Origin of the sequence: Actinomadura sp. 3N407 (genome assembly GCF_052245875.1) — a bacterium.
Classification (GTDB): domain Bacteria; phylum Actinomycetota; class Actinomycetes; order Streptosporangiales; family Streptosporangiaceae; genus Spirillospora.
In genome coordinates this window covers 221,362-243,347 of the sequence record NZ_JBQQBP010000010.1, presented here as the reverse complement: position 1 = coordinate 243,347, position 21,986 = coordinate 221,362, and the positions used below count along the sequence as shown (strand labels likewise).

18 protein-coding genes are annotated in these 21,986 nt (G+C 71.8%); 5 read left to right on the top strand and 13 right to left on the bottom strand.

From position 1 onward, the window contains the following. Positions 1-4: 4 nt before the first annotated feature. The 7 genes from ACTWPP_RS25560 to ACTWPP_RS25530 form a co-directional block, all read right to left on the bottom strand. Positions 5-1,798 (bottom strand): ABC-F family ATP-binding cassette domain-containing protein, encoded by a 1,794-nt coding sequence (locus ACTWPP_RS25560; RefSeq protein WP_443106881.1) that lies wholly within the window; start codon positions 1,796-1,798, stop codon positions 5-7. 46 nt (positions 1,799-1,844) lie between these two features. Further along, complete coding sequence (locus ACTWPP_RS25555; RefSeq protein WP_443106880.1) at positions 1,845-2,033, bottom strand: hypothetical protein; 189 nt, start codon at positions 2,031-2,033, stop codon at positions 1,845-1,847. Positions 2,034-2,079: 46 nt separating this feature from the next. Next, positions 2,080-2,271, bottom strand: coding sequence for a hypothetical protein (locus ACTWPP_RS25550; RefSeq protein ID WP_443106879.1), 192 nt, complete (start codon positions 2,269-2,271; stop codon positions 2,080-2,082). Between the two features lie 120 nt (positions 2,272-2,391). Continuing rightward, the gene (locus ACTWPP_RS25545) at positions 2,392-3,312 is read right to left on the bottom strand and encodes a 4-(cytidine 5'-diphospho)-2-C-methyl-D-erythritol kinase (RefSeq protein WP_443106997.1); all 921 of its coding nucleotides are present in this window, start codon (positions 3,310-3,312) and stop codon (positions 2,392-2,394) included. Between the two features lie 76 nt (positions 3,313-3,388). Then, a complete protein-coding gene (locus ACTWPP_RS25540) occupies positions 3,389-4,483 on the bottom strand; it encodes a glycoside hydrolase family 26 protein (RefSeq protein ID WP_443106878.1) in 1,095 nt (364 codons plus the stop codon). Positions 4,484-4,647: 164 nt separating this feature from the next. Next, the gene (rsmA, locus tag ACTWPP_RS25535) at positions 4,648-5,514 is read right to left on the bottom strand and encodes a 16S rRNA (adenine(1518)-N(6)/adenine(1519)-N(6))-dimethyltransferase RsmA (RefSeq protein ID WP_443106877.1); all 867 of its coding nucleotides are present in this window, start codon (positions 5,512-5,514) and stop codon (positions 4,648-4,650) included. Between the two features lie 16 nt (positions 5,515-5,530). After that, the gene (locus tag ACTWPP_RS25530) at positions 5,531-6,340 is read right to left on the bottom strand and encodes a transglycosylase family protein (protein WP_443106876.1); all 810 of its coding nucleotides are present in this window, start codon (positions 6,338-6,340) and stop codon (positions 5,531-5,533) included. Positions 6,341-6,804: 464 nt separating this feature from the next. On the opposite strand from ACTWPP_RS25530, the gene ACTWPP_RS25525 reads away from it, so the two are divergent. Both ACTWPP_RS25525 and ACTWPP_RS25520 read left to right on the top strand, forming a co-directional pair. After that, positions 6,805-7,068, top strand: a complete 264-nt coding sequence (locus ACTWPP_RS25525) for a hypothetical protein (protein ID WP_443106875.1) — start codon at positions 6,805-6,807, stop codon at positions 7,066-7,068. 41 nt (positions 7,069-7,109) lie between these two features. Next, positions 7,110-8,054, top strand: coding sequence for a hypothetical protein (locus ACTWPP_RS25520; RefSeq protein ID WP_443106874.1), 945 nt, complete (start codon positions 7,110-7,112; stop codon positions 8,052-8,054). A 27-nt stretch (positions 8,055-8,081) separates the two neighbouring features. On the opposite strand, the gene ACTWPP_RS25515 is transcribed toward ACTWPP_RS25520, so the two are convergent. Both ACTWPP_RS25515 and metG read right to left on the bottom strand, forming a co-directional pair. Continuing rightward, complete coding sequence (locus ACTWPP_RS25515; RefSeq protein WP_443106873.1) at positions 8,082-8,906, bottom strand: TatD family hydrolase; 825 nt, start codon at positions 8,904-8,906, stop codon at positions 8,082-8,084. Next, complete coding sequence (metG, locus tag ACTWPP_RS25510; RefSeq protein ID WP_443106872.1) at positions 8,903-10,705, bottom strand: methionine--tRNA ligase; 1,803 nt, start codon at positions 10,703-10,705, stop codon at positions 8,903-8,905. Before metG ends, ACTWPP_RS25515 begins: the two co-directional genes overlap by 4 nt. A gap of 126 nt (positions 10,706-10,831) precedes the next feature. On the opposite strand from metG, the gene ACTWPP_RS25505 reads away from it, so the two are divergent. Further along, complete coding sequence (locus ACTWPP_RS25505; RefSeq protein ID WP_443106871.1) at positions 10,832-12,607, top strand: ArnT family glycosyltransferase; 1,776 nt, start codon at positions 10,832-10,834, stop codon at positions 12,605-12,607. On the opposite strand, the gene ACTWPP_RS25500 is transcribed toward ACTWPP_RS25505, so the two are convergent. Further along, positions 12,604-14,649 (bottom strand): hypothetical protein, encoded by a 2,046-nt coding sequence (locus ACTWPP_RS25500; RefSeq protein ID WP_443106870.1) that lies wholly within the window; start codon positions 14,647-14,649, stop codon positions 12,604-12,606. The genes ACTWPP_RS25505 and ACTWPP_RS25500 overlap by 4 nt on opposite strands. Before the next feature lie 284 nt (positions 14,650-14,933). Then, positions 14,934-16,397, bottom strand: a complete 1,464-nt coding sequence (locus ACTWPP_RS25495) for a glycosyltransferase (RefSeq protein ID WP_443106869.1) — start codon at positions 16,395-16,397, stop codon at positions 14,934-14,936. A 311-nt stretch (positions 16,398-16,708) separates the two neighbouring features. On the opposite strand from ACTWPP_RS25495, the gene ACTWPP_RS25490 reads away from it, so the two are divergent. After that, positions 16,709-18,616 carry a hypothetical protein gene (locus tag ACTWPP_RS25490; RefSeq protein WP_443106868.1) on the top strand — a complete coding sequence of 636 codons (1,908 nt, stop codon included), beginning with the start codon at positions 16,709-16,711 and terminating at the stop codon, positions 18,614-18,616. An 89-nt stretch (positions 18,617-18,705) separates the two neighbouring features. On the opposite strand, the gene ACTWPP_RS25485 is transcribed toward ACTWPP_RS25490, so the two are convergent. Together ACTWPP_RS25485 and rsmI are read right to left on the bottom strand one after the other, a co-directional pair. Next, a complete protein-coding gene (locus ACTWPP_RS25485; RefSeq protein WP_443106867.1) occupies positions 18,706-19,041 on the bottom strand; it encodes a hypothetical protein in 336 nt (111 codons plus the stop codon). 220 nt (positions 19,042-19,261) lie between these two features. Further along, positions 19,262-20,095, bottom strand: a complete 834-nt coding sequence (gene rsmI, locus ACTWPP_RS25480; RefSeq protein WP_443106996.1) for a 16S rRNA (cytidine(1402)-2'-O)-methyltransferase — start codon at positions 20,093-20,095, stop codon at positions 19,262-19,264. Positions 20,096-20,177: 82 nt separating this feature from the next. Between rsmI and ACTWPP_RS25475 the strand changes: the two genes are divergently transcribed. Continuing rightward, on the top strand, positions 20,178-21,932 hold the full coding sequence (locus tag ACTWPP_RS25475; protein ID WP_443106866.1) for a dolichyl-phosphate-mannose--protein mannosyltransferase: 1,755 nt from the start codon (positions 20,178-20,180) through the stop codon (positions 21,930-21,932). Positions 21,933-21,986: the final 54 nt, after the last annotated feature.

The following is a 21,986-nucleotide window of genomic DNA, read 5'->3' as shown; positions in this document are numbered from 1 at the left end:
GGGGTCAGCCGATGTCCTCGGCGAGCATCAGCCACTCCTCCTCGACCCCGGCGGCCTCCGCCTGGATCTCCTTCAGCCGGCCGTCCAGCTCCTGAAGCCTGGCGTAGTCGGTGGCGTGCGCGGCGAGCTGCTCGTGGAGGGCGGCCTCCTGGCCGGCGAGTTTCTCCAGGCGGCGTTCGAGCCGGTCGAGTTCCTTGCGGGCCTTCCAGTCCTGCCCGCCGCCCTTCGGCTTGGCGGGCGCGGGCGCTGCCCTCTCCGCGGGGGTGGCAGGCCTGTCGGAGCGCGTCGGCTTGGGGGCCCTGCCGGCGGCGCGGCGTTCGAGGTACTCGTCCACACCGCCGGGCAGCATCGACACGCGGCCGTCGCCGAGGAGCGCCACGACATGGTCGGTGATGCGCTCCAGGAAGTACCGGTCGTGGCTGACGACGATGAGCGTCCCGGGCCAGCCGTCCAGGAGGTCTTCGACCTCGGTGAGGGTCTCGATGTCGAGGTCGTTCGTCGGCTCGTCCAACAGCATGACGTTCGGTTCGCCCATGAGAAGGCGGAGCAGCTGCAGGCGGCGCCGCTCACCGCCGGACAGGTCGCCGACCGGCGTCCACTGGCGGTCGCCCGGGAAGCCGAGGCGTTCGAGGAGCTGGCTCGCCGTCCATTCGCGTTTGCCGACGGTGATGCGGCGGCGGATCTCCTCCACCGCCTCCAGGACGCGGCGGGACGGATCCAGTTCCTCAAGGTTCTGCGACAGGTGCGCGAGCTGGACGGTCTTGCCCTGCACCACTTTCCCCGAGACCGGCGAGACGGAGCCGTCGAGCAGGCGCAGAAGGGTGCTCTTGCCGCTGCCGTTGACGCCGACCAGGCCGACCCGGTCACCCGGGCCGAGCCGCCACGTCATGCGCTCGAAGATGGCGCGCCGGGCGTCGCCCTCCCCGACCTCGACCGTCACGTCCTCCACGTCGTAAACCGTCTTGCCGAGCCGCGCGGTCGCGAACCGGGTCAGCTCCACCGAGTCGCGCAGCGGCGGCTCGTCGGCGATCAGGGCCTGCGCGGCGTCCACCCGGAACTTCGGCTTGGACGTGCGGGCCTGCGGGCCGCGCCGCAGCCACGCCAGCTCCTTGCGCAGCAGGTTCTGCCGCTTGGTCTCGGTGGCGGCGGCGATCCGGGCACGTTCGGCCTTCGCCAGGACGTACGCGGAGTAGCCGCCCTCGTAGCGTTCGACGCGGCCGTCGACGACCTCCCACGTCCGCTCGGTCACCTCGTCCAGGAACCAGCGGTCGTGCGTGACGACGAGCAGCGCGACCCTGCGGCCCTTCAGGTGCCGGGCCAGCCAGTCGATCGCCTCGATGTCGAGGTGGTTGGTCGGCTCGTCCAGCAGCAGCAGATCGGACTCGGGGACCAGGAGCCGCGCCAGCGCGACGCGGCGGCGCTCGCCCCCGGACATGTCCGCGAGCGGCGCGTCCAGGTCCAGGTCGGCGATCAGGCCGGCGAGGACGTCGCGGGCGCGGACGTCGCCCGCCCACTCGTGCTCGGCGCGGTCGCCCAGCACGACGGACCGGACCGTCGCGCCCTCCGGGAACTCGTCCCGCTGGGCCAGCGTGCCGAGGCGCAGGCCGCGCGCATGGGTGACGCGCCCGGCGTCGGGCTCGGTCTCACGCGCGACGACGGACACCAGGGTGCTCTTGCCGCCGCCGTTGCGGCCGACGACGCCGATGCGGTCCCCCTCGTCCAAGCCGAGGGACACGGCGTCGAGCAGCGGCTCGGGCCCGTAGGCCTTGGCGACGTTCTCAAGGTTGATCAGATTCACGACGCCACCCAGACTATTAGCCCGGGCGAGCCGATCGTGCAGACGGTCAAGGCCCGGGCGGCGGCCCGGGCGGCGGCCCCGGCGGGCCGCCCTGTCCCGGCGGCGGGCCGTATCCGGGCGGGAGGCTCTGGTTCTTCTTCCGGGCCGAGGACGTGGCGATGACGATCACTCCGACCACGACGGCGAGCACGAGGATCAGCAGGACGATTCCGCCCAGCAGGGCGCCGAACGACATCACACAGGCCTCACAGGTCCGGGGGGAACTCAGCGCACGGGGGAACTCAGCGCACGGCCGGGGGCGATGCCGGCCCGCCCTCGCTCCGCGCCCCAAGGCTAGTGGCCTGCGGCGGCCGCGCCACCACCGAACCGGGCGCGTTGCGGCGGAGGGCGCGGTCGCGGCGCACGGCCAGCAGGACGAGCGTCGCCATCATCGCGATCGCCACGAGGACCAGCAGCCCGGACAGATACGTCATCGGTCCACCTCGTCGGAGGGAATCGGTGTCACGGGTACAAGACGTTCACCGTGGGCGCGAAGTTCGCTTGTGTGACGAGCGCAGCTACCGCGCCGGCCCGCGGGCCGCCGGCACCGAGCGTCACACGACCGTCGCGCCCGGCACGGGACCGGATGCCCGCAGCACCTGCGCGGCGACGCCCGTGCCGTCCAGCGCGCCCGCGAGACCGGCCGCGTCCTCCTCCGTCTCGACGAGGAACGCGCAGGTGGGGCCGGACCCGGAGACGACCGCGCCGACCGCGCCGAGGTCACGGCCGGCGTCCAGGACGCGGCCCAGCGACGGCCGCAGCGACAGCGCGGCGGGCTGCAGGTCGTTGGTCAGGGCGGCGCCGAGGCCCTTGGCGTCACCGGTGGCGAGCGCCGTCATCAGCTCCTCCGACACGCCCGGCCAGGGCGCGGCCTCCTCCTCGGCCTCGCGGATCCGGTCGCATTCGGCGTAGACGGCGGGGGTGGACAGGCCGCCGTCGGCGGTCGCGAACACCCAGTGGAAGGTTCCGCGGGTGAGGGCGGAGGTGAGCCGCTCGCCGCGCCCGACACCGACCGCGGTGCCGCCGAGGACGGCGAACGGCACGTCGCTGCCGAGTTCCGCGCCGAGCTCCATCAGGTCGTCCCTGCCGAGGACGGGCTGCTCCCGGTCGTCCCACAGCCGGGCGCAGGCGACCAGCGCGGCGGCGGCGTCGGCGCTGCCGCCCGCCATGCCGCCCGCGACGGGGATGGCCTTGCGGATCCGGAGCGCGACGTGCGGCTCGACGTCCAGCCGCGCGGCGACGAGCCTGGCGGCCCTGACGGCGAGGTTGTCGTCATCGGCGGGGACGCCTTCGACCGCGATCCGCGAGTGCGGGGCGGCCTGGACGCGCACCTCCAGCCGCCCGGCGTGCGCGGCGGTGACCTCGTCGAACAGCGACACGGCGTGGAACACGTTGACGAGGTCGTGGTACCCGTCATCGCGGATCGGCCCCACGCCGAGCTGAAGGTTGACCTTGGCGGGGACGCGTACGGTCACTGCGCTCACGCCCGAAACCCTACGGCCTGTTGATATTCCGCGGGGACGTCCCCCGGGACTCACTCCGTCGCCGGGGTCAGCCGCCGCTGGTCACCGGAAGGTTGCGGGGGTTGAAGTAGGGGGTGGTGGCGAGTTCGCGGAGCGCGGAGGTGGCGTGCTTGTCGCCGGTCACCGAGTAGGCGTGGCGCTTGTCGCGGGCGTTTTCGGCCTGCTCGTCGGAGTTGAAGTAGACGACGGCCTTGACCTGCGGGTCCTGGAGCGTCTTGGCCGCCTCACGGAGCCATTCGGCGCGCCGCTCCCCGTAGGACTGCGGGACACCGAACTCGGCGATCATGATGGGTTTGGGACGGTCCCGCGCCCACTGCATGAACGCCTTCACGGCCTCCGACAGGTCGCGGTAGTCGGAGCCGCCGCCGGACTGGGCGTCGGCGCAGATCCAGTCGACGTGGTCGTCGCCCGGGTAGAAGGCTCCGGCGGGGCCCGCACCGCCGAAGCCGCGGGCGGTGGGGCACCACACCCAGGCGACGTTGTGGACCTGTTCCTGTTCGAAGATCTTCCGCAGATGCTTCCACGCGGCGATGAAGTCCTCGGGCGAGTGGACCTGTTTCCCGGCCGCCGACGCGTCCATGTTCCGCGACCAGCGCAGGAAGATCGGCTTGCCGAGGTCCTTGACGGCGCGGGCGCGCCGCTGGATCAGCTCGTCGTACTCGCCCTGGACGATCTTCCTGGTGTCGGCGCCGCCCCAGGTCAGCAGCAGGTAGCGGTTGCCGTCGACGACGGTCTTCTCCAGCCCTCCGGGGAAGTCGGACTTCCAGCCGCGGTAGCTGTGCACGACGTCGAGGCGCCGCCCGAGTTCCCCCTCGAAGCCGACGATCGGCGCCATGCCCGGCTTGCCCGCCTCATCGCCGGACGGTGAACCCGGCGGGGAACCGGAAGGGGACGCGGACGGCTTCCCGGACTCCTCCGGCGGCACCCAGGCCCCGAAGTAGGCGCCCTCCTTCGGCGGGACCGGCGCCACACCCGCCCGCGCCGTCGTCGTGATCGTCGGTGCCGCGCCCGCGCCGTCACCGCAGCCCGCCGCGACCGTCGCGATCATCGCCGCGGTGGCGAGCAGGGCCGTCCCCGCGATCGGCAACCTCGCTCGCGCCGTCCGCGAACGCGCCTTCACCATCGACCTCCGCTTGTACCGATCTGGTGTCCCCGGGGCGATGAGTCCGCCCAGTCCGCTCCGTAGCACGCCGGCTTCGGAACACACCGGCTTCGGAACACACCGGCTTCGGAACACACCGGCTTCCGAAACACGCTCGCTTCGAACACGCCCAGGGAGCCTCGGGATCAAAATGCCCGGACGGAAGGACCATACTCGGCAATGCGGGCGAAGGCGGCCACGTCCAGAGCCTCGCCCCGCGCGCGCGGGTCGACGCCCGCGGCGCGCAGCGCCTCCTCCGCGGCGGCCGGGGACCCCGCCCAGCCGGCGAGGGCCGCGCGCAGCGTCTTGCGGCGCTGCCCGAACGCGGCGTCGATCACCGCGAACACCTGCTCGCGGGTCGCCGTGGTCGGCGGCGGCTCACGGCGGGCGAACGCGACGAGCCCCGAGTCCACGTTCGGGGCGGGCCAGAACACCGCCCGCCCGACCGCCCCGGCCCGGCGCGCGTCGCCGAACCAGGCGAGCTTCACCGACGGCACGCCGTAGATCCTGCCGCCGGGCGGCGCCACCATCCGGTCGGCGACCTCCGCCTGCACCATGACCAGCGCGGACCGCAGCGACGGCAGGGTCGCCAGCAGGTGCAGGACGACCGGCACCGCGACGTTGTAGGGCAGGTTCGCGACGAGCGCCGTGGGGTCCGGCCCCGGCAGGTGTGTGATCTTCATCGCGTCGGCGTGCACGACCTCCAGCCGTGCCGCGTGGCCGGGGGCCCGCGCCTCGGCCGTGGCGGGCAGCTCGGCGGCCAGCGTCGCGTCGATCTCCACGGCGACGACGCGCCGTACCTCCGCCAGCAGCGCCAGCGTGAGCGACCCCAGCCCGGGCCCCACCTCGATGACGACGTCGTCCGGGCTCAGCCGGGCGGCCCGGACGATCCGCCGGACGGTGTTGGCGTCGATGACGAAGTTCTGCCCGAGCGTCTTCGTCGGCCTGATGCCCAGCCGCTCGGCCAGCTCCCGCACGTCCGCCGGCCCGAGCAGGCCCGATGTCTCCCCCACAAGACAAGTGTTCCAGCTAGGAGAACAGGAATTTGCCGCAGTTGGGCCACTGCCCCTGCCAGCGGCCGTTCACCTTCTTGTAGAGGAGCTGCGCCCGGTAGGTCTGCTCGCCCGCGCTGGCGTCGGACGGCCTGCCCTTGCCGCCGACCGACTGCCACGTGGCCATGGAGAACTGGTAGAGCCCGTAGTACCCGGCCGGGTTCACGGCCTTCGGGTTGTTGCCGGACTCGCATTTGGCCAGCCCGCGCCAGTTCAGCCCGGCGGCCGCGCCGCCGCCCGCCGACTTCGGGCCGACCGCGAGGATCCGCGTGACCGGCTTGCGCTTCACCTTCTGCGCCAGGACCTTCTTGACCTTCCTGACCTTGCCGTTCTTGCCCTTGCGCGGGACGTACGCCCACTTCACGATCTTGATGCCGGACTTGCCCTCGCGCAGCACCTTCTCGCCCCACGGCGGCACCGAGGAACTCTTCTTCCTGATCGTCTTGGCGGGCGTCTTGACGACCTTCAGCTTCGGGGCCGACAGCAGCCGCAGGATCTTCACGATGTCCCCGGCGGGCTGGTCGACCGCCGGTTTCACCAGGTCGTGCGGGCCCAGCGTGATCTTGGCCTGGTCGAGGACCTGCCGGACGGTCGTGCCGGTCGTCGTCGTCGCGGTCTTCTCACCGTCGACAACGATGACGACCTGGCGCGGGACGGGCGCGCTGGTGCGGGGCGCGTCCGCGGCGGCGGCCGTGCTCTTCGGGTCCGTCCCGCCTCCGCAGCCCGCCGCCAGCAGCGCGGCCGCCAGCAGGACGGGGACGGCGGGGGCCAGGGGACCGCGACGCACGGGTTTCCAAGACAAGGGGTTCCTCCAGGGGGGCCGGGCTCGGGGGCGCCCGCTCAACGGCCAGAGAGTAGAGCCACCCGCCCGTCCTCCGCCACCTCATCCTTCACATGAGGCCCATCGATACCCGCAAGACGCGACAAACGCGAGCAAGTCGGCGGTGGGCCGCCACCGCTACCCGCCCACGGCCCGGCGGCTCGCAACGGCCCGCCGCCCCCCGCCGCCCGCCCGCGGGAACCTCCCACCGGGACGCCACGTCACAGGGCCATGCGCCGTCACAGGGCCATGCGCCGCCGCATCCCGATCATCGACCTCGTGAGGGCGATACCTTCTACCGGAACCTTCTACCGGAACCTTCTACCGGAACCTTCTACCGGACTTCTACCGACTCCTACCGGGCTGCTACCGGCTGTTCGACACCACCCGGAGCCGGCTTCGGCTCGTCCGGGCCCGCCGAGGAGGCCAGCATGACGACATCGGAAGTCCGCGACCACGTCCCGCACCAGCCGTACCCCCGTCACCCCCATCGGTCCCCCTCTCGCTCACGACCCGCCCGTGACGGTGACGAGACACCGGCGGCCACCGCCGCCCTGCTCCCCGCCCTGCTCCCCGCCCTGCTCCCCGCCCTGCTCCCCGGCCGGCGGGTGCCGCGGGCCGTGGAGGGCGCGCCGCCGCTCCTGCGGGACGCGGCGCTCGCACTCGTCCTCATCAGGCCCCCGAGCATCGGCTGATCATGCTCCGAGGGCGTCTTGTCGCGATCACACTGGTCTCTGTGAGCGTCGCCGCCATGCTGTTCTGGCCGGTGGTCCTCACCTACACGTTCGTTTTCGGAGAGAAGGCGACCGCGTCCGTCGAGCGATGCGAGCGAGGACCTACCACCCGCACGGGAAGGCGGCTGACCTGCGTCGGAACATGGCGGACCGAGAGCGGCGGCTCCGGAGCGGGTGAGATCTACGGCCTCGACGAGGAGGACGCGGGAACCGACGTCCCCGCACGGATCGGTCCCATGGGCCCCTACGCGGGCGGCTTCACCCGGAACTGGGCGCCCTTCCTGTTCTCGCTGCCCCTGCTGGGCGTGCCGTTCATCGTCTTCTGGGCGCTGCGGGTCACCTTGGGGCACGGGCGCAAACTCGCCAAGTCCCTGCTCGCCGACCCCACCGGCGGCACCGTCCTCATCGTCTCCGGAGACAAGGCGTTCCACGCGGACGGCCTCCCCCACGCCACGCTGGGCCCGCCCGGGCCCCCGCCTCCCGGACACCGGCCGGTCGAGGCGCCGGGACGGCGTTCCCGGGACTTCCCGCGCTCCGGCTTCGACAAGGCGGCCGGGATCAACCGCGACGCGACCGAGTTCCGCGCCCTGACCGCCCCCCGCGGGCAGACGCTCGCGGTCGTCGAGCACCGCTCGTCCGAGGGCCTCGAACCCGAGGACGTGCTGCTCGATCCGTCCGGGACCGCGCTCGCCCTGATCCGCAGGGTCTCCCCCAGCCCGCGCGGCTACGAGATGCTCGACCCCGGCGGGGCGCCCATCGGCTCCGCGACGAACATCGGCGGCAAGTTCTCCAGCAGCCTGCGCGTCAACGACGCGCGGGGCACGAAGGCTGCGACCATCGCGCACACCGGGCGCCGGTGCGTCATCCGCGTGGAGAACACGGCGCCGCCGCCGTTCCGCGACATCGCCATCGTCATCGCCTTCGCCACCTTCCGCACAACGGACTGACCGGCCACGCCACACCGGCCGCGCCGCTCACCAGGGGCCGAAGACGCGCTCTCCGTTCGCGGCGATCGCGGTGCACAACTCCGCCACGTCCACGCCCTTGACCTCCGCCATCGCCCGCACCGTGTGCGGGATCAGGTACGAGGCGTTCGGCTTGCCCCGGTGCGGGATCGGGGTCAGGAACGGCGCGTCGGTCTCCACCAGCAGGAGGTCGAGCGGGGCCGCCCTCAGGGCCTCACGGAGCGGCTCGGCGTTCTTGAACGTGATGTTGCCGGCGAAGCTCATCATGTAGCCGTGGCCGGCGCAGATCTCCGCCATCGCGGCGTCGCCCGAATAGCAGTGGAAGACGACCTTGTCGGGCGCGCCCTCCTCGCTCAGGATGCCGAGCACGTCGTCGTGGGCGTCGCGGTCGTGGATGACCAGCGCCTTGCCGGTCCGCTTGGCGATCTCGATGTGCGTGCGGAAGGCGCGGTGCTGGTCGTCCTTCGGCGCCCAGTCGCGGTAGTAGTCCAGGCCCGTCTCGCCGATGGCGCGGACCTTCGGGTGCGCGGCCAGCCGCTCGACGTCGTCCAGGACGGCGCCGGAGACCCCGGTGGTCTCGTTCGGGTGGATCGCCACCGCCGCGTACACCTCGTCGAACTCGACGGCGGCCTCCACCGCGAAACGCGACGACGGCAGGTCGCAGCCGATCGTGACGATCCGGGCGATGCCCGCCGCCTTCGCCGACCTGAGCTGCTCCTGCACGGGCGTGGCGACGATGTCGAGATGGCAGTGGCTGTCGAACACGTCCACCGGCAGGCGTTCGGGAAGCGGCGGGAACGAGCGCGAGCTCTGCCCGTCCCCATTGCGGCTCACCGGTTCTCCAGCCGGGCGAGTTCCTCGTCGACCACGGACGAGTCCAGCTTCTTGAACAGCGGGACCGGCTTGGTCAGCGGGACGCCCGGTTTGATCGGCATGGACTCCCAGCGCGCCTCGGTCGCGTAGTCGCCGGTCAAGATGCGGTAGTCCGGGCCGCCCTCCTCGGAGACCGTCTTCAGCTCCGGCATGCCGCTCCACACGCCCTGCCCGCCGAGCATCTCGTACACCTTCTGCGACGAGTCCGGCAGGAACGGCGTCAGCAGCGTCTTGGCGTCGTCGACGACCTGCAGCGCGGTGTGCAGGATCGACTGGACGCGCGCCGGGTCGTCCTTCAGCTTCCACGGCGCCTGGTCCGACAGGTACCGGTTGGCGTCGCGGACGACGTCCAGCGCCTCGGTGGTCGCGTTCTTGAACCGGGACCGTTCGAGTTCGGCGCCCACCGCCCGGAACGCGTTACGGCTGCGCTCCATCAGCGCCCGGTCGGCGTCGGTGAGGTCGCCCGCCTCCGGGACCGCGCCGAAGTTCTTCGCCGCCATGTTCACCGAACGGTTGACGAGGTTGCCCCACGCGGCGACCAGCTCGTCGTTGTTGCGGCGGACGAACTCCGCCCACGTGAAGTCGGTGTCCTGGTTCTCCGGCCCGGCGACCGCGACGTAGTAGCGCAGCGCGTCCACGTCGTAACGCTCAAGGAAGTCCTGCACGTAGATGACGACCTGGCGGGACGAGGAGAACTTCTTGCCCTCCATCGTCAGGAACTCCGACGACACGACCTCCGTCGGCACGTTCAGCGCGCCGAGCGACCCGGGCGTGCCGCCCTTGTCGCCCTGGCCGCCGTAGCCGAGCAGCATCGCCGGCCAGATCTCGGCATGGAAGACGATGTTGTCCTTGCCCATGAAGTAGTACGACAGGGCGTCCGGGTCCTGCCACCAGGCGCGCCACGCCTCCGGGTCGCCGGCCCGCCGCGCCCACTCGACGGACGCGGAGAAGTACCCGACGACCGCGTCGAACCACACGTACAGCTTCTTGGCCGGGTTGTCGCGCCAGCCGTCCAGCGGGATCGGCACGCCCCAGTCGAGGTCGCGGCTGATCGCCCGCGGCTGCAGGTCGTCCAGCAGGTTCAGCGCGAACTTCAGCACGTTCGGACGCCACGCCAGCGACCCGCCCTGCTTGCCGCGCAGGTACCGGCCGAGGACCTCGGTGAACGCGGGCAGGTCGAGCATGAAGTGCTCGGTCTCGACGAACTTCGGCTTCTCCCCGTTGATCCGGGACACCGGGTTGATCAGGTCGACCGGGTCGAGCTGGTTGCCGCAGTTGTCGCACTGGTCGCCGCGCGCCCCGTCGTACCCGCAGATCGGGCAGGTGCCCTCGATGTAGCGGTCCGGGAGCGTCCGGCCGGTGGACGGCGAGATCGCGCCCATCGTCTTCTGCGGGAAGATGTAGCCGTTGTCGTACAGGCCCTTGAAGATCTCCTGGACGACCGCGTAGTGGTTCAGCGTGGTGGTGCGGGTGAACAGGTCGTAGGACATGCCGAGGCCGTGCAGGTCCTCGGCGATCACGCCGTTGTAGCGGTCGGCGAGCTCGCGGGCGGTCACGCCCTCCTTGTCGGCCTGCACCTGGATCGGGGTGCCGTGCTCGTCGGTGCCGCTGACCATCAGGACCTTGCTGCCCGCCATCCGCTGGTAGCGGGCGAACATGTCGGCGGGCAGCGCGAATCCGGAGACGTGCCCGATGTGACGGGGCCCGTTGGCGTACGGCCATGCGGGCGCGGTCAAGATGTGACGGCTTGACGAGGACATGAAATCAAGGGTAGTCGCGTCACGGTGGCCCCGGCACGCGAGTAACCTGGTCCGGCGTCCCGGCGGGACGCCCGCCCCCGTAAGAGCAGCTCTGAGTCGCACGACTCTAGAAGGCAGAAGCGAGGCATGGCCCACACGCAGGCCGACGAGCAGGGCGTCGAGCAGGCCGACGAGCCGGCGGCGGCAGGAGCGGGGGAAGACCCGAAACCCGGCGGCTCCGGCGAGCACGACGGACACGGCCAACGCGACGGACACGGCGAACGTGACGGACACGGCGAACGCGACGGACACGGCGGACCCGGGGGCCACGGGGGATCCGGCGGACGCGGGCGGCCCCTCCCAGCACGGGTGATCTCCCGGCTGCGGCGGACGCGGCGGGTGGTGTGGCTGACCCTGCTGGTGGCGGCGTCCGCGGTGCTCGTGCAGTGGGTGATCAAGACGCCGCCGCTGTACTTCGACCCGTACTACGTGTGGCTCGCCGCCCGCTCCTGGCCCGACATCCCGCTCGCGACGTGGCCGTTCGACGAGGTCCCCCACCAGGTCACCCGGATCGGCCTCGTGCTGCCCGCGCGGCTCGTCCAGGAGGTCCTCGGACCCGGCGAGGCCGCCTACTTCGCCGTCGCGGCGCTCGGCGGCTGCGCGTTCTTCGCCGGGACGTACCTGGTCGTCCGGTCGCTGTTCGGGGACGTGGCCGGGCTGGCGTCCGCGGCGATCCTGCTCGCCCACCCGTTCTTCACGCTGACGAACCCGTTCGGCCACGAGATCACCTGGTCGACCGGGGTGATGCTGCCGGACATGCCGGGCGCCGGGCTGTTCACGATCGGGATGGCGGGCCTGGTCGTCGCGAGCCGCAGAACCGGGCGGGCCCAGACCCGCATGCTGCTGGCCGCCGGGGTGTTCCTCGGCGCGTCGTTCCTGGTCCGGGAGTTCCTGGCGTTCCTGTTCCTCGCCATCCCGGTGTACCTGGCGCTGCTGCGGATCCCGTGGCGCCGCAACGTCACGGTCGGCGTGCCGATGCTCACGATCCTGGCGTTCAACCTCGTCCACAACCAGCTGGTCTGGGGGACGCCCCTCGCCGGGCTGGTGTCGGCCGCCACGCACGGCGGCCAGTCCCGCGACTACGTGACGCGCGAACTCGCGCTCCGGTCGTTCCTGCGCGCTATGCACGACTGGAACCCGCTCGGCGTCGTCTTCACGATCGCGCTGGCGCTCACGATCGTCGGCTGGGCCGTCACCCGCGACCGGCGGCTGGCGCTGGTCCTGGTGTGGTTCTTCACCCTCGCCGTCCCTCTGACGCTGTTCTCAGGCGTCCTCGACCCCAACGACATCAAGCTGCGGGCTTGGCTGCAGCGGTACTGGTTCGCGGTGCTGCCCGCGCTCCTCGCCGGCGGATTCGGGTCGCTGATCTTGATGTTCCGGATGCTGCCGTCCGGGCTCCCGTCCCGGCTGGGCCCGCGTGCCGCCGGCAGGGCCGCGGTGCCGGTGGTGGCGGGCGTGGCGGTCGCGCTGGGCGCCGCGTACGCGGTGGGCGCCGTCCGCGCCGTCCCCGACCTGCCGCGCGACAAGGCGTGGGACGAACTGCGCGGCTACCTCGGCGAGCACCGCGAGATCACGCTGATCTGCGCCGACCGGCGGCTCGCGCAGACCCTCACGTTCTACACGCGGGACGTGTGGGGCGACCCGGTGTGGCGCGGCGAGATCCGCGACTTCCCGCACTACCTGCCGAAGGTCCCGAGGAACGCGACCGAGGGCCCGATGCTCTACACGCGCTGGCGCGGCATGGAGTCACAGATCGGCGGCGGCTGGCGGCCGTCCACCGAACAGGGCTGGACTCTCATGTGGCGCTCCTCCGACAACGTCCTCCAGATCTGGAACCCGCCGCCTCCGCCTCCGGAGAACTAGCGGGACCAGGCGACCCAGTCGCCTTCGATGGTGCGGCGGCTGTCGACGACGCGCCAGCCGGGCGGGGCGCCGTGCGGCCAGGACGCCGTGGCGGGGACGTCCTTCGGCCACGCCAGGACGACGACGTCCACGTTCCGCGGGGGCGGGGTCCACCGGGCGTTGAAGACGATGCCTTCGCTCCACCACGCCCAGTAGTAGTGCGAGAGCCGGATCGTCCACGGGACGTTCCAGTCGACGGCGATGGACCGCTGGTCACGCAGGTCGATGCTCTGCCGGACGTCGGTGTGCGCGGTCGCGTCGCGCACGAGCGGGCGGGCGATGCGGTCGGTGGCGGTGAGGCACATCCCCACGGCGACCACGGCCAGCACACCCGCGAGCAGCAGCGGGCCGTGGCGCCGCAGCCGGACGAACATCACGGACGCGAAGAGCAGCACGAGAGCCGCGAGGGTGGCGTGCCACAGGTGGAACGCCGTCCAGTCCCAGGTGAGGAACGCCGTCTCGGGGAAGTCGTAGGCCGTGTAGGTGTACTGGGTGAGCAGGTCGCCCGCGTACCACTGGACGACGCACGCGGCGACGAGGGTCATGGTGGCCGCCGCGGCCGATGCCCACAGCAGCGTCCGACGCGACGCGCGCAGCAGGACCGCGATGCCGACGATGAACAGGACCGGCGTGATGCAGGCGAGGTAGCGGCCGTACACGTAGTTGCCGATGCGGTACTCGACCGGCAGGGCGGCCGAGGTGGCGAACGCGATGCCCGCCACGATCGCGACGACGGCGAGCGCGAGCGCCCGCGTCCGCCCCGATGTACCGGACGCACCGGGTGTACCGGACGTGCCGGACGTGCCCGGCGTGCCCGGCGTGCCCGGCGTGCCAGACGCGCCAAACGCCTCGGACGCGCCAGCCGCGTCGGACGTGCCGGCCGCGCCAGCCGCGTCGGACGTGCCGGCCGCGCCAGACCCGTCGGACGTGCCGGCCGCGCCAGACCCGTCGGACAGGGCGGACGGGCCGGATAGGGCGGACGGGCCGGACATGGCGGACGCGGCGGCGGAGGGGCGGATCGCGACGAACGCGACGGCGACGAGGCCGACCGCCGCCATGCCGCCGGTGGCGACGGCCTGGTACCAGACTTGGCCGCTGCCGAGCGACAGCATCCAGGCCCACCCGTCCTCGCTGGTGAGCCGCCGGACGACGTTGCCGTCGAGATCGTTGTCGCCGTGCGGGTACATGTGCGGCAGCAGCGAACGGTTCAGCAGCGTCCCCGCGGCCGTCCCGGCGGCGGCCGCGAGCGCGGCGAGGGACACGCCTCGCCACGACCGCCATCGGCACACCAGCGAGGCCGCCAGCAGCGCCGCGTGCACGACCAGCAGGATCGCGCCGCGCGAGTGGCAGGCGTAGGCGTAGGCGGCGAGGAGCGACGCGCCCGCCCCGGCCAGATGCAGGCGGGCGGCCGAGCGCCGGCCCGCCGGGGGCGGGGCGTTCAGCCAGGTGTGGACGAGCAGCAGCCACCCGGTCAGGATCAGTGGCAGGACCGCGTCGGTCAGCACGAACCCGGAGTAGAACAGGACGCACGGCAGCATCGCCGTCACGTGCGCGAAGACGTACGACCATCGCCGGCGGACCCGCAGGCGGCGCAGCAGCAGGAAGGCCAGCGGCAGCATCGCCGCGCTGATCAGCGCGTTGATGACCAGGGCGCCGCGGTAGACGCTGACCGGGTCGTCGCCGAACCAGAACGCGGGCGTCAGCAGCAGCGGATATCCGCCCCGGTAGATCGTCCCGAACGACATGTCGGCGTCGGGGCCGCCGGTCAGGACGCGGGCGGCGAACAGATAGCCGGACTCGTCCGGTGTCGCCACCGGGACCGTCTGCCCCGAGCTCAGCCAGAGCCGCACCACGACCTGTGCGAGCCAGCCGAGGCCGAACAGCCAGGCCCAGCGGCGGCGGTTCACCCCGGCGCGGACGGCGCCCGGATCGGCGGGGGCGACGGGTGGGCGTGCGACGGCCGGGGACGTGGTCTCGGCGTCCGCCGGTATTCGCGTGCTCATCGACGTACGGGCCCCCCGGGCACGGACTGGCAGAAAAACGAAGATCCCTCGCGAGTCAAGCGTGGCACAGCCCGGGCGGGGCACCGGTCCCGGGCCGAGGAACACTCAGCGACTTATCGGCATTGACCACGATGTGTAGCGGCACAGTGTCCCGGCGCAGTGCCCCGACGCAGCATCTCGGCACAGCATCTCGGCACAGCATCTCGGTACAGCGTCTGACACAACGTCCCGACACATTTCAGATCGTGACGGTCACCGCCGAAGCACCTGACGGCGGACGGCCGTCAGGTCCCGGACGTGCCGTCCTCGTCGCCGTCGCCCTCGGACGTCTGCGCGCCAGTCTTCACGGCGGCGCTCCCGGCGGGAACCTTCCCTGCGGAGACCTTCTCGGCCGTGCTCTTCCCGGCCGTGCTCTTCCCGGCCGTGCTCTTCCCGGCTGCGCTCTTCCCGGCTGCGCTCTTCCCTGCCACGGCCTTCCCGGCCTCGGTCTTCTCGGCCCGCTCGGCGCCCGTCTCCGGCTCCTCGGTCTCGCCCTTGGCGACCTTCTGCGCGGCGGCGTCCACGACACCGGCGGCCTCCTCGGCCGCGTCGGTGAGCGGCGGGTGCTGGCGGCGGCGGATGCCGAGGATGCTGACGAACAGCGAGGCGAAGATGGCCTGGAAACTCATCACGAGCGCGGTCGCGGCGGGCACGACGATGCGCAGCGACTCGCGCGGGTCCAGTTCGCCGAAGCTGTTGACCCGCCAGTGCAGCAGCGACGCGACGAGACCGGCCAGACCGGCGGCCGCGAGGAGCCCGCCGAGCAGCAGCCCGCGTTCCAGGCTCCACCAATCGATGATCTTCTGGACGCGGCTGTCGTGCGGCAGGAACCCCTCCTGCATCGCGTACACCTTCGTGAGCAGCGCGAACAGCACCGCCTGGAAGCCGATCACCAGCGCGGCGCCGGCGCCGACGAGGGTGTCGACGTCGAACGCGATCTCCCCGACGGTGACCGGGCCGGTCGACAGCGCGATCCCGGCGACGAGTCCGAGAGTCATGAAGACGAGACCGGGGATAAGGAACAGCCAGCGCGGGCTGTAGAGCATGAGGAAGCGGAGATGACGCCATCCGTCACGCCAGGTGTTCAGATGCGGGGCACGGGTCCGCCCGTCCGGCGACAGCGTCGTCGGGACCTCGCGGATGTCGTATCCCTGCAGGGTCGCCTTGACGACCATCTCGCTGGCGAACTCCATGCCGCCGGTCTGCAGCCCGAGGCGCAGGATCGCGTCCTTGTCGAAGGCGCGCAGGCCGCAGTGGAAGTCGCCGCTCTTGCTGCCGAAGAACAGCCGGCCGACGAAGCTGAGCACCGGGTTGCCGAGGTAGCGGTGCAGCGGCGGCATGGCCCCGTCGGCGATGCCGCCCTTGAAGCGGTTGCCCATGACGAGGTCGGCGCCGTCGCGCAGTTCGTCGAGGAACGGCCCGAGGGTGGCGAAGTCGTAGGAGTCGTCGGCGTCGCCCATGGCGACGTACCGGCCGCGCGCGGCGGCGATCCCGCCCATCAGGGCGTTGCCGTATCCCTTGTCGATCACCGGCACGACGCGCGCCCCGGCGTCGCGGGCGAGTTGCTGGCTGCCGTCGGTGCTGCCGTTGTCGGCGATGACCACCTCGCCGTCGATGCCCTTGTCCTCGAAGAAGCCGATCGTCTTGCGGACGCAGGTCTCGACCGTCTCGGCCTCGTTCAGGCATGGCATCACTACGGAGAGTTCCACGCGATCTCCTTCGTTACCCCTGGTGACCGTCTGCGGTGTTTTCCACTAATCTTTTGGGTTCCGCGGGGCGGCCCGTCGTCAGTTCATGATGCCTGCCGGGGACGGGTAATGATGGCCGCTCTCGTCAAGAGCACCCGTATCGTGTTGCGCACTTGCAACCGAAAGACCCTCTCCGCCACGGTCGCGGGCGGCAGGCTAGGACGTCAAGCATACGGGCACAGCGGCCCGGAAAGGTTGGGTCGGCTGTGACGCGCGCCGGAGAACTCAGTGCCACCGGACCGGGGGCCGGACACCGAAGGGGAGGTGCGGCAGTGGCGGGGGAATCGCCGCAGGGCACGGCGCTCGGCACGGCGTCGGGCGCCGCACGCGACGACGCCGCGTCGGGTACGGCCGCGTCGAGCGGGACGGCGCCGCGCAGGGCCGCGGGGGGCGGCGACGACGCGGGCACGGGGGACGGATCCGCCGAGGTCACCTCCACCGGACGGCCGGGCGTGGCGGACACCGCGGAACGCCACGACACGCCCGGCGGGACGAAGAACGCCGGAAAATCGGCCGGCGACATTAAGGACGGACCGAAATCCCCTACAGGGCCTGGCCCGAAATCGGGTTCGGTGCGCACCGCGGACACCGGCGGCGGGCCCGGCACAGGCAGCGGACCTGGCACAAGCGACGACACGCCTGACGAGGGCGCGGATGATTCCGGACGCCGGCGGCGGGCCCGCGGGCTGTGGACGCTGGCACGCCGGCACCCGGCCTTCAGTGTGATCATTGCCACAGCGGCGCTGCTCCGGGTCATCGCGATGCTCGGCTACCAGCCGGTGATGTACTTCAACGACAGCTTCGACTACCTGCACGTCGCGACCGACCCGTACCCGCACCCGCTGCGTCCCGACGGCTACGCCTTCCTGCTCATCCTGCTCAAGCCGTTCCACAGCTTCGCGCTCGTCGCCGTCCTCCAGCACCTCATGGGCCTGGCCATGGGCGTGATGATCTACGCGCTGCTGCGGCGCAAGTTCCGGCTGCCCGGCTGGGGCGCCGCGCTCGCCGCCGCACCGGTCCTGCTGGACGCCTACCAGCTGCAGCTGGAGCACCTGGTGCTGTCCGACACGATGTTCATGTTCCTGGTGATGAGCGCGGTCACGCTGCTGCTCTGGCACGACCGCCCGTCCTGGCGGATCGCGGCGGCGGTCGGCCTGATCATCGGGCTGTCCTGGCTGACCCGCTCGGTCGGGATGCCGGTGCTGCTCGGCGTGCTGGTGTACATGCTGATCCGGCGCAGCGGCTGGAAGATCATGGGCGTCACGCTGGCGGCCTGCATGCTGCCCGTGCTGTCCTACATGGGCTGGTACAAGCTCGACAGCGACAAGTTCGCGATCACCGAGAGCAACGGGATCTTCCTCTACGCGCGGGTCTACAAGTTCGCCGACTGCCACCGGATGCACGACCTGCCGGTGCGCGAGTACCCGCTGTGCACCGAGCCGGCGAACCGGCTGCCCAACTCGCAGGACGGCATCTGGAACGCCCAGTCGCCGCTGAACCGCTACACCGGCACGCGGTTCGGCCCCGAGAACAACGCGCTCGGCAACGACTTCGCCAAGCGGGCGATCGTCGCGCAGCCCGTCGACTACCTGAAGGTGGTCGCGTACGACTTCCTCCGGGTCTTCCGGTGGGAGCGGACGGTCTTCCCCGACCCGGACACCTACAAGCAGTACGAGTTCCGCAAGACCACCAGCAGGACGCTGCCCGACTGGAAGATGGACGGCAACTCGATCGCGTCCGCCGAGGCGAAGGCGTACGAGAACGGCGACGCCGAGACCCGCGTCGTCGAGCCGTTCGGCGGCGTCGCCCGCGGCTACCAGGACGTCTTCTACCTGCGCGGGACGATGGTCGGCGGCATCCTGCTCATCGGCCTCGCCGGGCTCGTCCCGCTGTGGCGCCGCTTCGGCGGCCAGGCGATGCTGCCGTGGACGCTCGCGACCGGGCTGCTGCTGGCGCCGGCGGCCACCGCCGAGTTCGACTACCGGTACGTGCTGCCCGCCGTCCCGCTGGCGGCGCTCGCCGCCGGGATGGCGTTCACGCCAGAGGCCCGCGGGACGGTCGCCGGCTGGGGACGCCGGCTGCGGCGCGGGTCCGGTTCGGACACGGCCGCGACACCGGACACGCCCGAGGCCCCGGCCGAGCCCGCCGAGCCCAAGGTCCCAGAGGTCGCGGCGAAGTAGACGCGCAGGGACAGCGAAGCCGGGTGCAGCGAAGCCGGGTGCAGCGTCTACCAGGCGTGGTCCACCAGGCGTGGTCTACCAGGCGTGGTCTACCAGGCGTGCAGGCGGCGGAGGTGGAACACCATCGCCACGTCGTCGCCGCTGCGCGCCTTCGGTACCTCGTCCCGCTTGCGCGGCATCACGGACAACGCCTTCACGTTCTGGCTCTGGCAGGTGGGGCAGCAGCGGTCCATCCAGGGCGTCATGCAGGGGTGCCCACCACGCTCGTAGATGACGGCCTCGTGCCCGTGCCCGTCACCGCAGTGACGGACCTCCAGCTCCTCGTCCCAGGTCGTCGAGCAGTTCAGGCACTCGAAGGCCCACGTCTCATGGCTCGACCATGCCTCCCGCACGGCTATCACCCCCTCGGTGACGCCCTCTCCCACATGTCGCCGTCCATGGATCCGTGTTCCGTCCACGGGTGGCCGCGCCAGGCGCGTGCCGCGCCCGCCGTGCGTCGCTGTCCCGAGTCATTCCCCGGACGAGCCGATCGCATCGCCCGGACCAGTTAGTATTCCCCGGATTTCCCGCATTACCCCCGGATTACGCGCATCACCCCGCATTGCCTCGCGCGGTTCTTCAAGTCGGGCCCCGCGTCCGGCGGGTCTACTTCTTCGCTTGGACGACGGCGTCGTAGACCACGCGTTTCGGGGTGCCGTTCTCCTTGGCGACGTCCACGATGGCCTGCTTGCGGGGCGTCCCGGCGTCCACCCGGGCGGCGACGGCGGCCGCGAGGTCGGCAGGATCCGAGAGGCCCTCGGGCTCGGGCGCGCCGCCGACCACCAGCGTGATCTCCCCGCGGACGCCGTCGTCCGCCCAGGCGGCCAGCTCGCCGAGCGTCCCCCGGCGGACCTCCTCGTAGGTCTTGGTCAGCTCCCGGCAGACGGCGGCCGGACGGCCGGCGCCGAACGCGTCCGCCATCGCCGTGAGCGTGCCGGGCAGCCGCCGCGGCGACTCGAAGAACACCATCGTGCGCGGTTCGGCGGCCAGCGCGGCCAGCCGCCGGGACCGCTCGCCCGGCTTGCGCGGCGGGAAGCCCTCGAAGCAGAACCGGTCGGTGGGCAGGCCCGACACCACCAGCGCGGTCGTGACGGCGGACGGCCCGGGCAGCACCGAGACCGGTACCCCCTCGGCGACCGCCGCGCGGACGAGCCGGTACCCGGGGTCGGACACCCCCGGCATCCCCGCATCGGTGATCACGAGGACGTCCCGCCCGGACAGCAGCTCCTCCAGCAGTTCGGCCGCCCTGGCCTTCTCGTTCTGGTCGTAGTACGACACGACGCGCGCGCCGAGCCGCACGCCGAGGTCGCCCGCCAGCCTGCGAAGCCGCCGGGTGTCCTCCGCCGCGATCACCGGCGTGTCCGCCAGCGCCGTCCGCAGCCGGGCGGAGGCGTCCTCGGCCCGCCCGATCGGCGCCGCCGCGAGCAGCAGGGTCCCCATCACGCACCCATTCTCCCAGCGGAAGGACCCCCGGAAGCCCACGAGTCGCCTTACGGCATGGGCGACGCAATAAACTCGCGGGATGGCGACGACGGATCTGGTCCCCGCCCCGGCCGTTGGGTCCCGGCGCAGGCCGCCCCCGCTCCGGGAGTGGCTGGCGCCCGCGATCCCGGGCAGCCCGCTGCTGTCCTGGCTGGGCCCGCTGCTGGTGACGCTGTTCGCGGGTTACCTGCGATTCGACCGGCTGGGGACGCCGAAGACGGTCGTCTTCGACGAGACGTACTACGCCAAGGACGCGCTGTCCCTCCTGAAGTTCGGCTGGGAGCGCAACACCGTCGAGAACGCCGACAAGATGCTGATCGCCGACCGGCACGCCGACATCTGGGGCGAGGGCGCCGCGTTCGTCGCGCACCCGCCGTTCGGCAAGTGGATGATCGCGATCGGCGAGTTGATGTTCGGCGCGACGCCGTTCGGGTGGCGGTTCATGCCCGCCGTCGTCGGGACGCTGTCGGTGCTGATCCTGTGCCGGGTCGCCCGCCGGATGACCGGCTCGACGCTGCTCGGCTGCGCCGCCGGGCTGCTGCTGGCCCTGGACGGCCTGCACTTCGTGACGAGCCGCGCCGCGCTGCTGGACATCTTCGTGATGTTCTGGGTCCTCGCCGGGTTCGCCTGCCTCGTGAACGACCGGGAACGATCCCGCCGCGTGCTCGCCGAGAAGATGGAACACCTGAACACGCTCAAGCCGGGGGGCGCCTCGCTCCACGGGCCGTTCCTCGCGCACGGCTGGCGGTACGGCGCGGGGATCTGCCTCGGGCTCGCCTGCGCCACCAAGTGGACGGGCATCTTCTACGTCGCCGCTTTCGGGTTGATGGTGGTGCTGTGGGACTACGGCGCCCGCCGCGCGGCCGGGGTCCGGGCGCCGTTCGCCGGGACGATGCTGCTGGAGGCGGTTCCGGCGTTCGTCCAGCTCGTCGTGGTGGGGCTGGTGACCTACGTGGCGACCTGGTGGGGCTGGATCTTCAGGCCGGGCGGCTGGGCCCGCGGCGACGCGTCCGCGAACCCGCTGTGGCGGCCGTTCGAGGCCCTGCCGGACCTGTGGCGCTACCACGGGCAGATCCTCGGCTTCCACAGCGGGCTGGACGACAAGCACCCGTACCAGTCGTATCCGTGGGACTGGCCGATACTGCGGCGCCCGGTCGCGTTCTTCTACACCGAGCCGAAGAACGCCTGCGGCGAGGCGGGGCGCTGCTCCCGCGAGATCCTCGGGATCGGAACGCCCGCGCTGTGGTGGGGTGCGCTGGTCTCGCTGATCGCCGTCGCGTTCATCTGGATCATGCTGCGGGACTGGCGGGCCGGGGCGATCCTGCTCGGGTTCCTCGCCGGCTGGCTGAGCTGGTTCCCGTCGGCGTTCGGCGAGCGCACGATGTTCCTGTTCTACGCGACGCCGCTGATCCCGTTCATGGTGCTGGCGATCGTCCTGGTGCTGGGGTATCTGATCGGGCCCGCACCTGCCGGGGTGGGGGGCGCGCACGCGGCCCATCCGGGCGAACGCGGATACGACGATTCGCATAGCCCCGGTTCGCCCGGCCCCGGTTCACACGGCCCCGGTTCACCCGGTCTCGATGCGCCTGATCCCGATGATTCGTTCGGGCCTGGTGCGCACCGGCCGGAGGCCGTCCAGGGGGCGGGGATGCGGCGGCTGATCGGCGCTGCGGCCGCCGGGGCGTTCCTGCTGGTGGTACTGGCGAACTTCGCGTACTTCCACCCGATCCTGTCGGCCCAGACGATCCCCTATGAGGAATGGCACCAACGGGTCTGGTTCCGCTCCTGGGTCTGACGGCCCAGGCGGGTCGAGGCGACGCGTCCAAGCCAGACTTCGCGTTGACGCCGG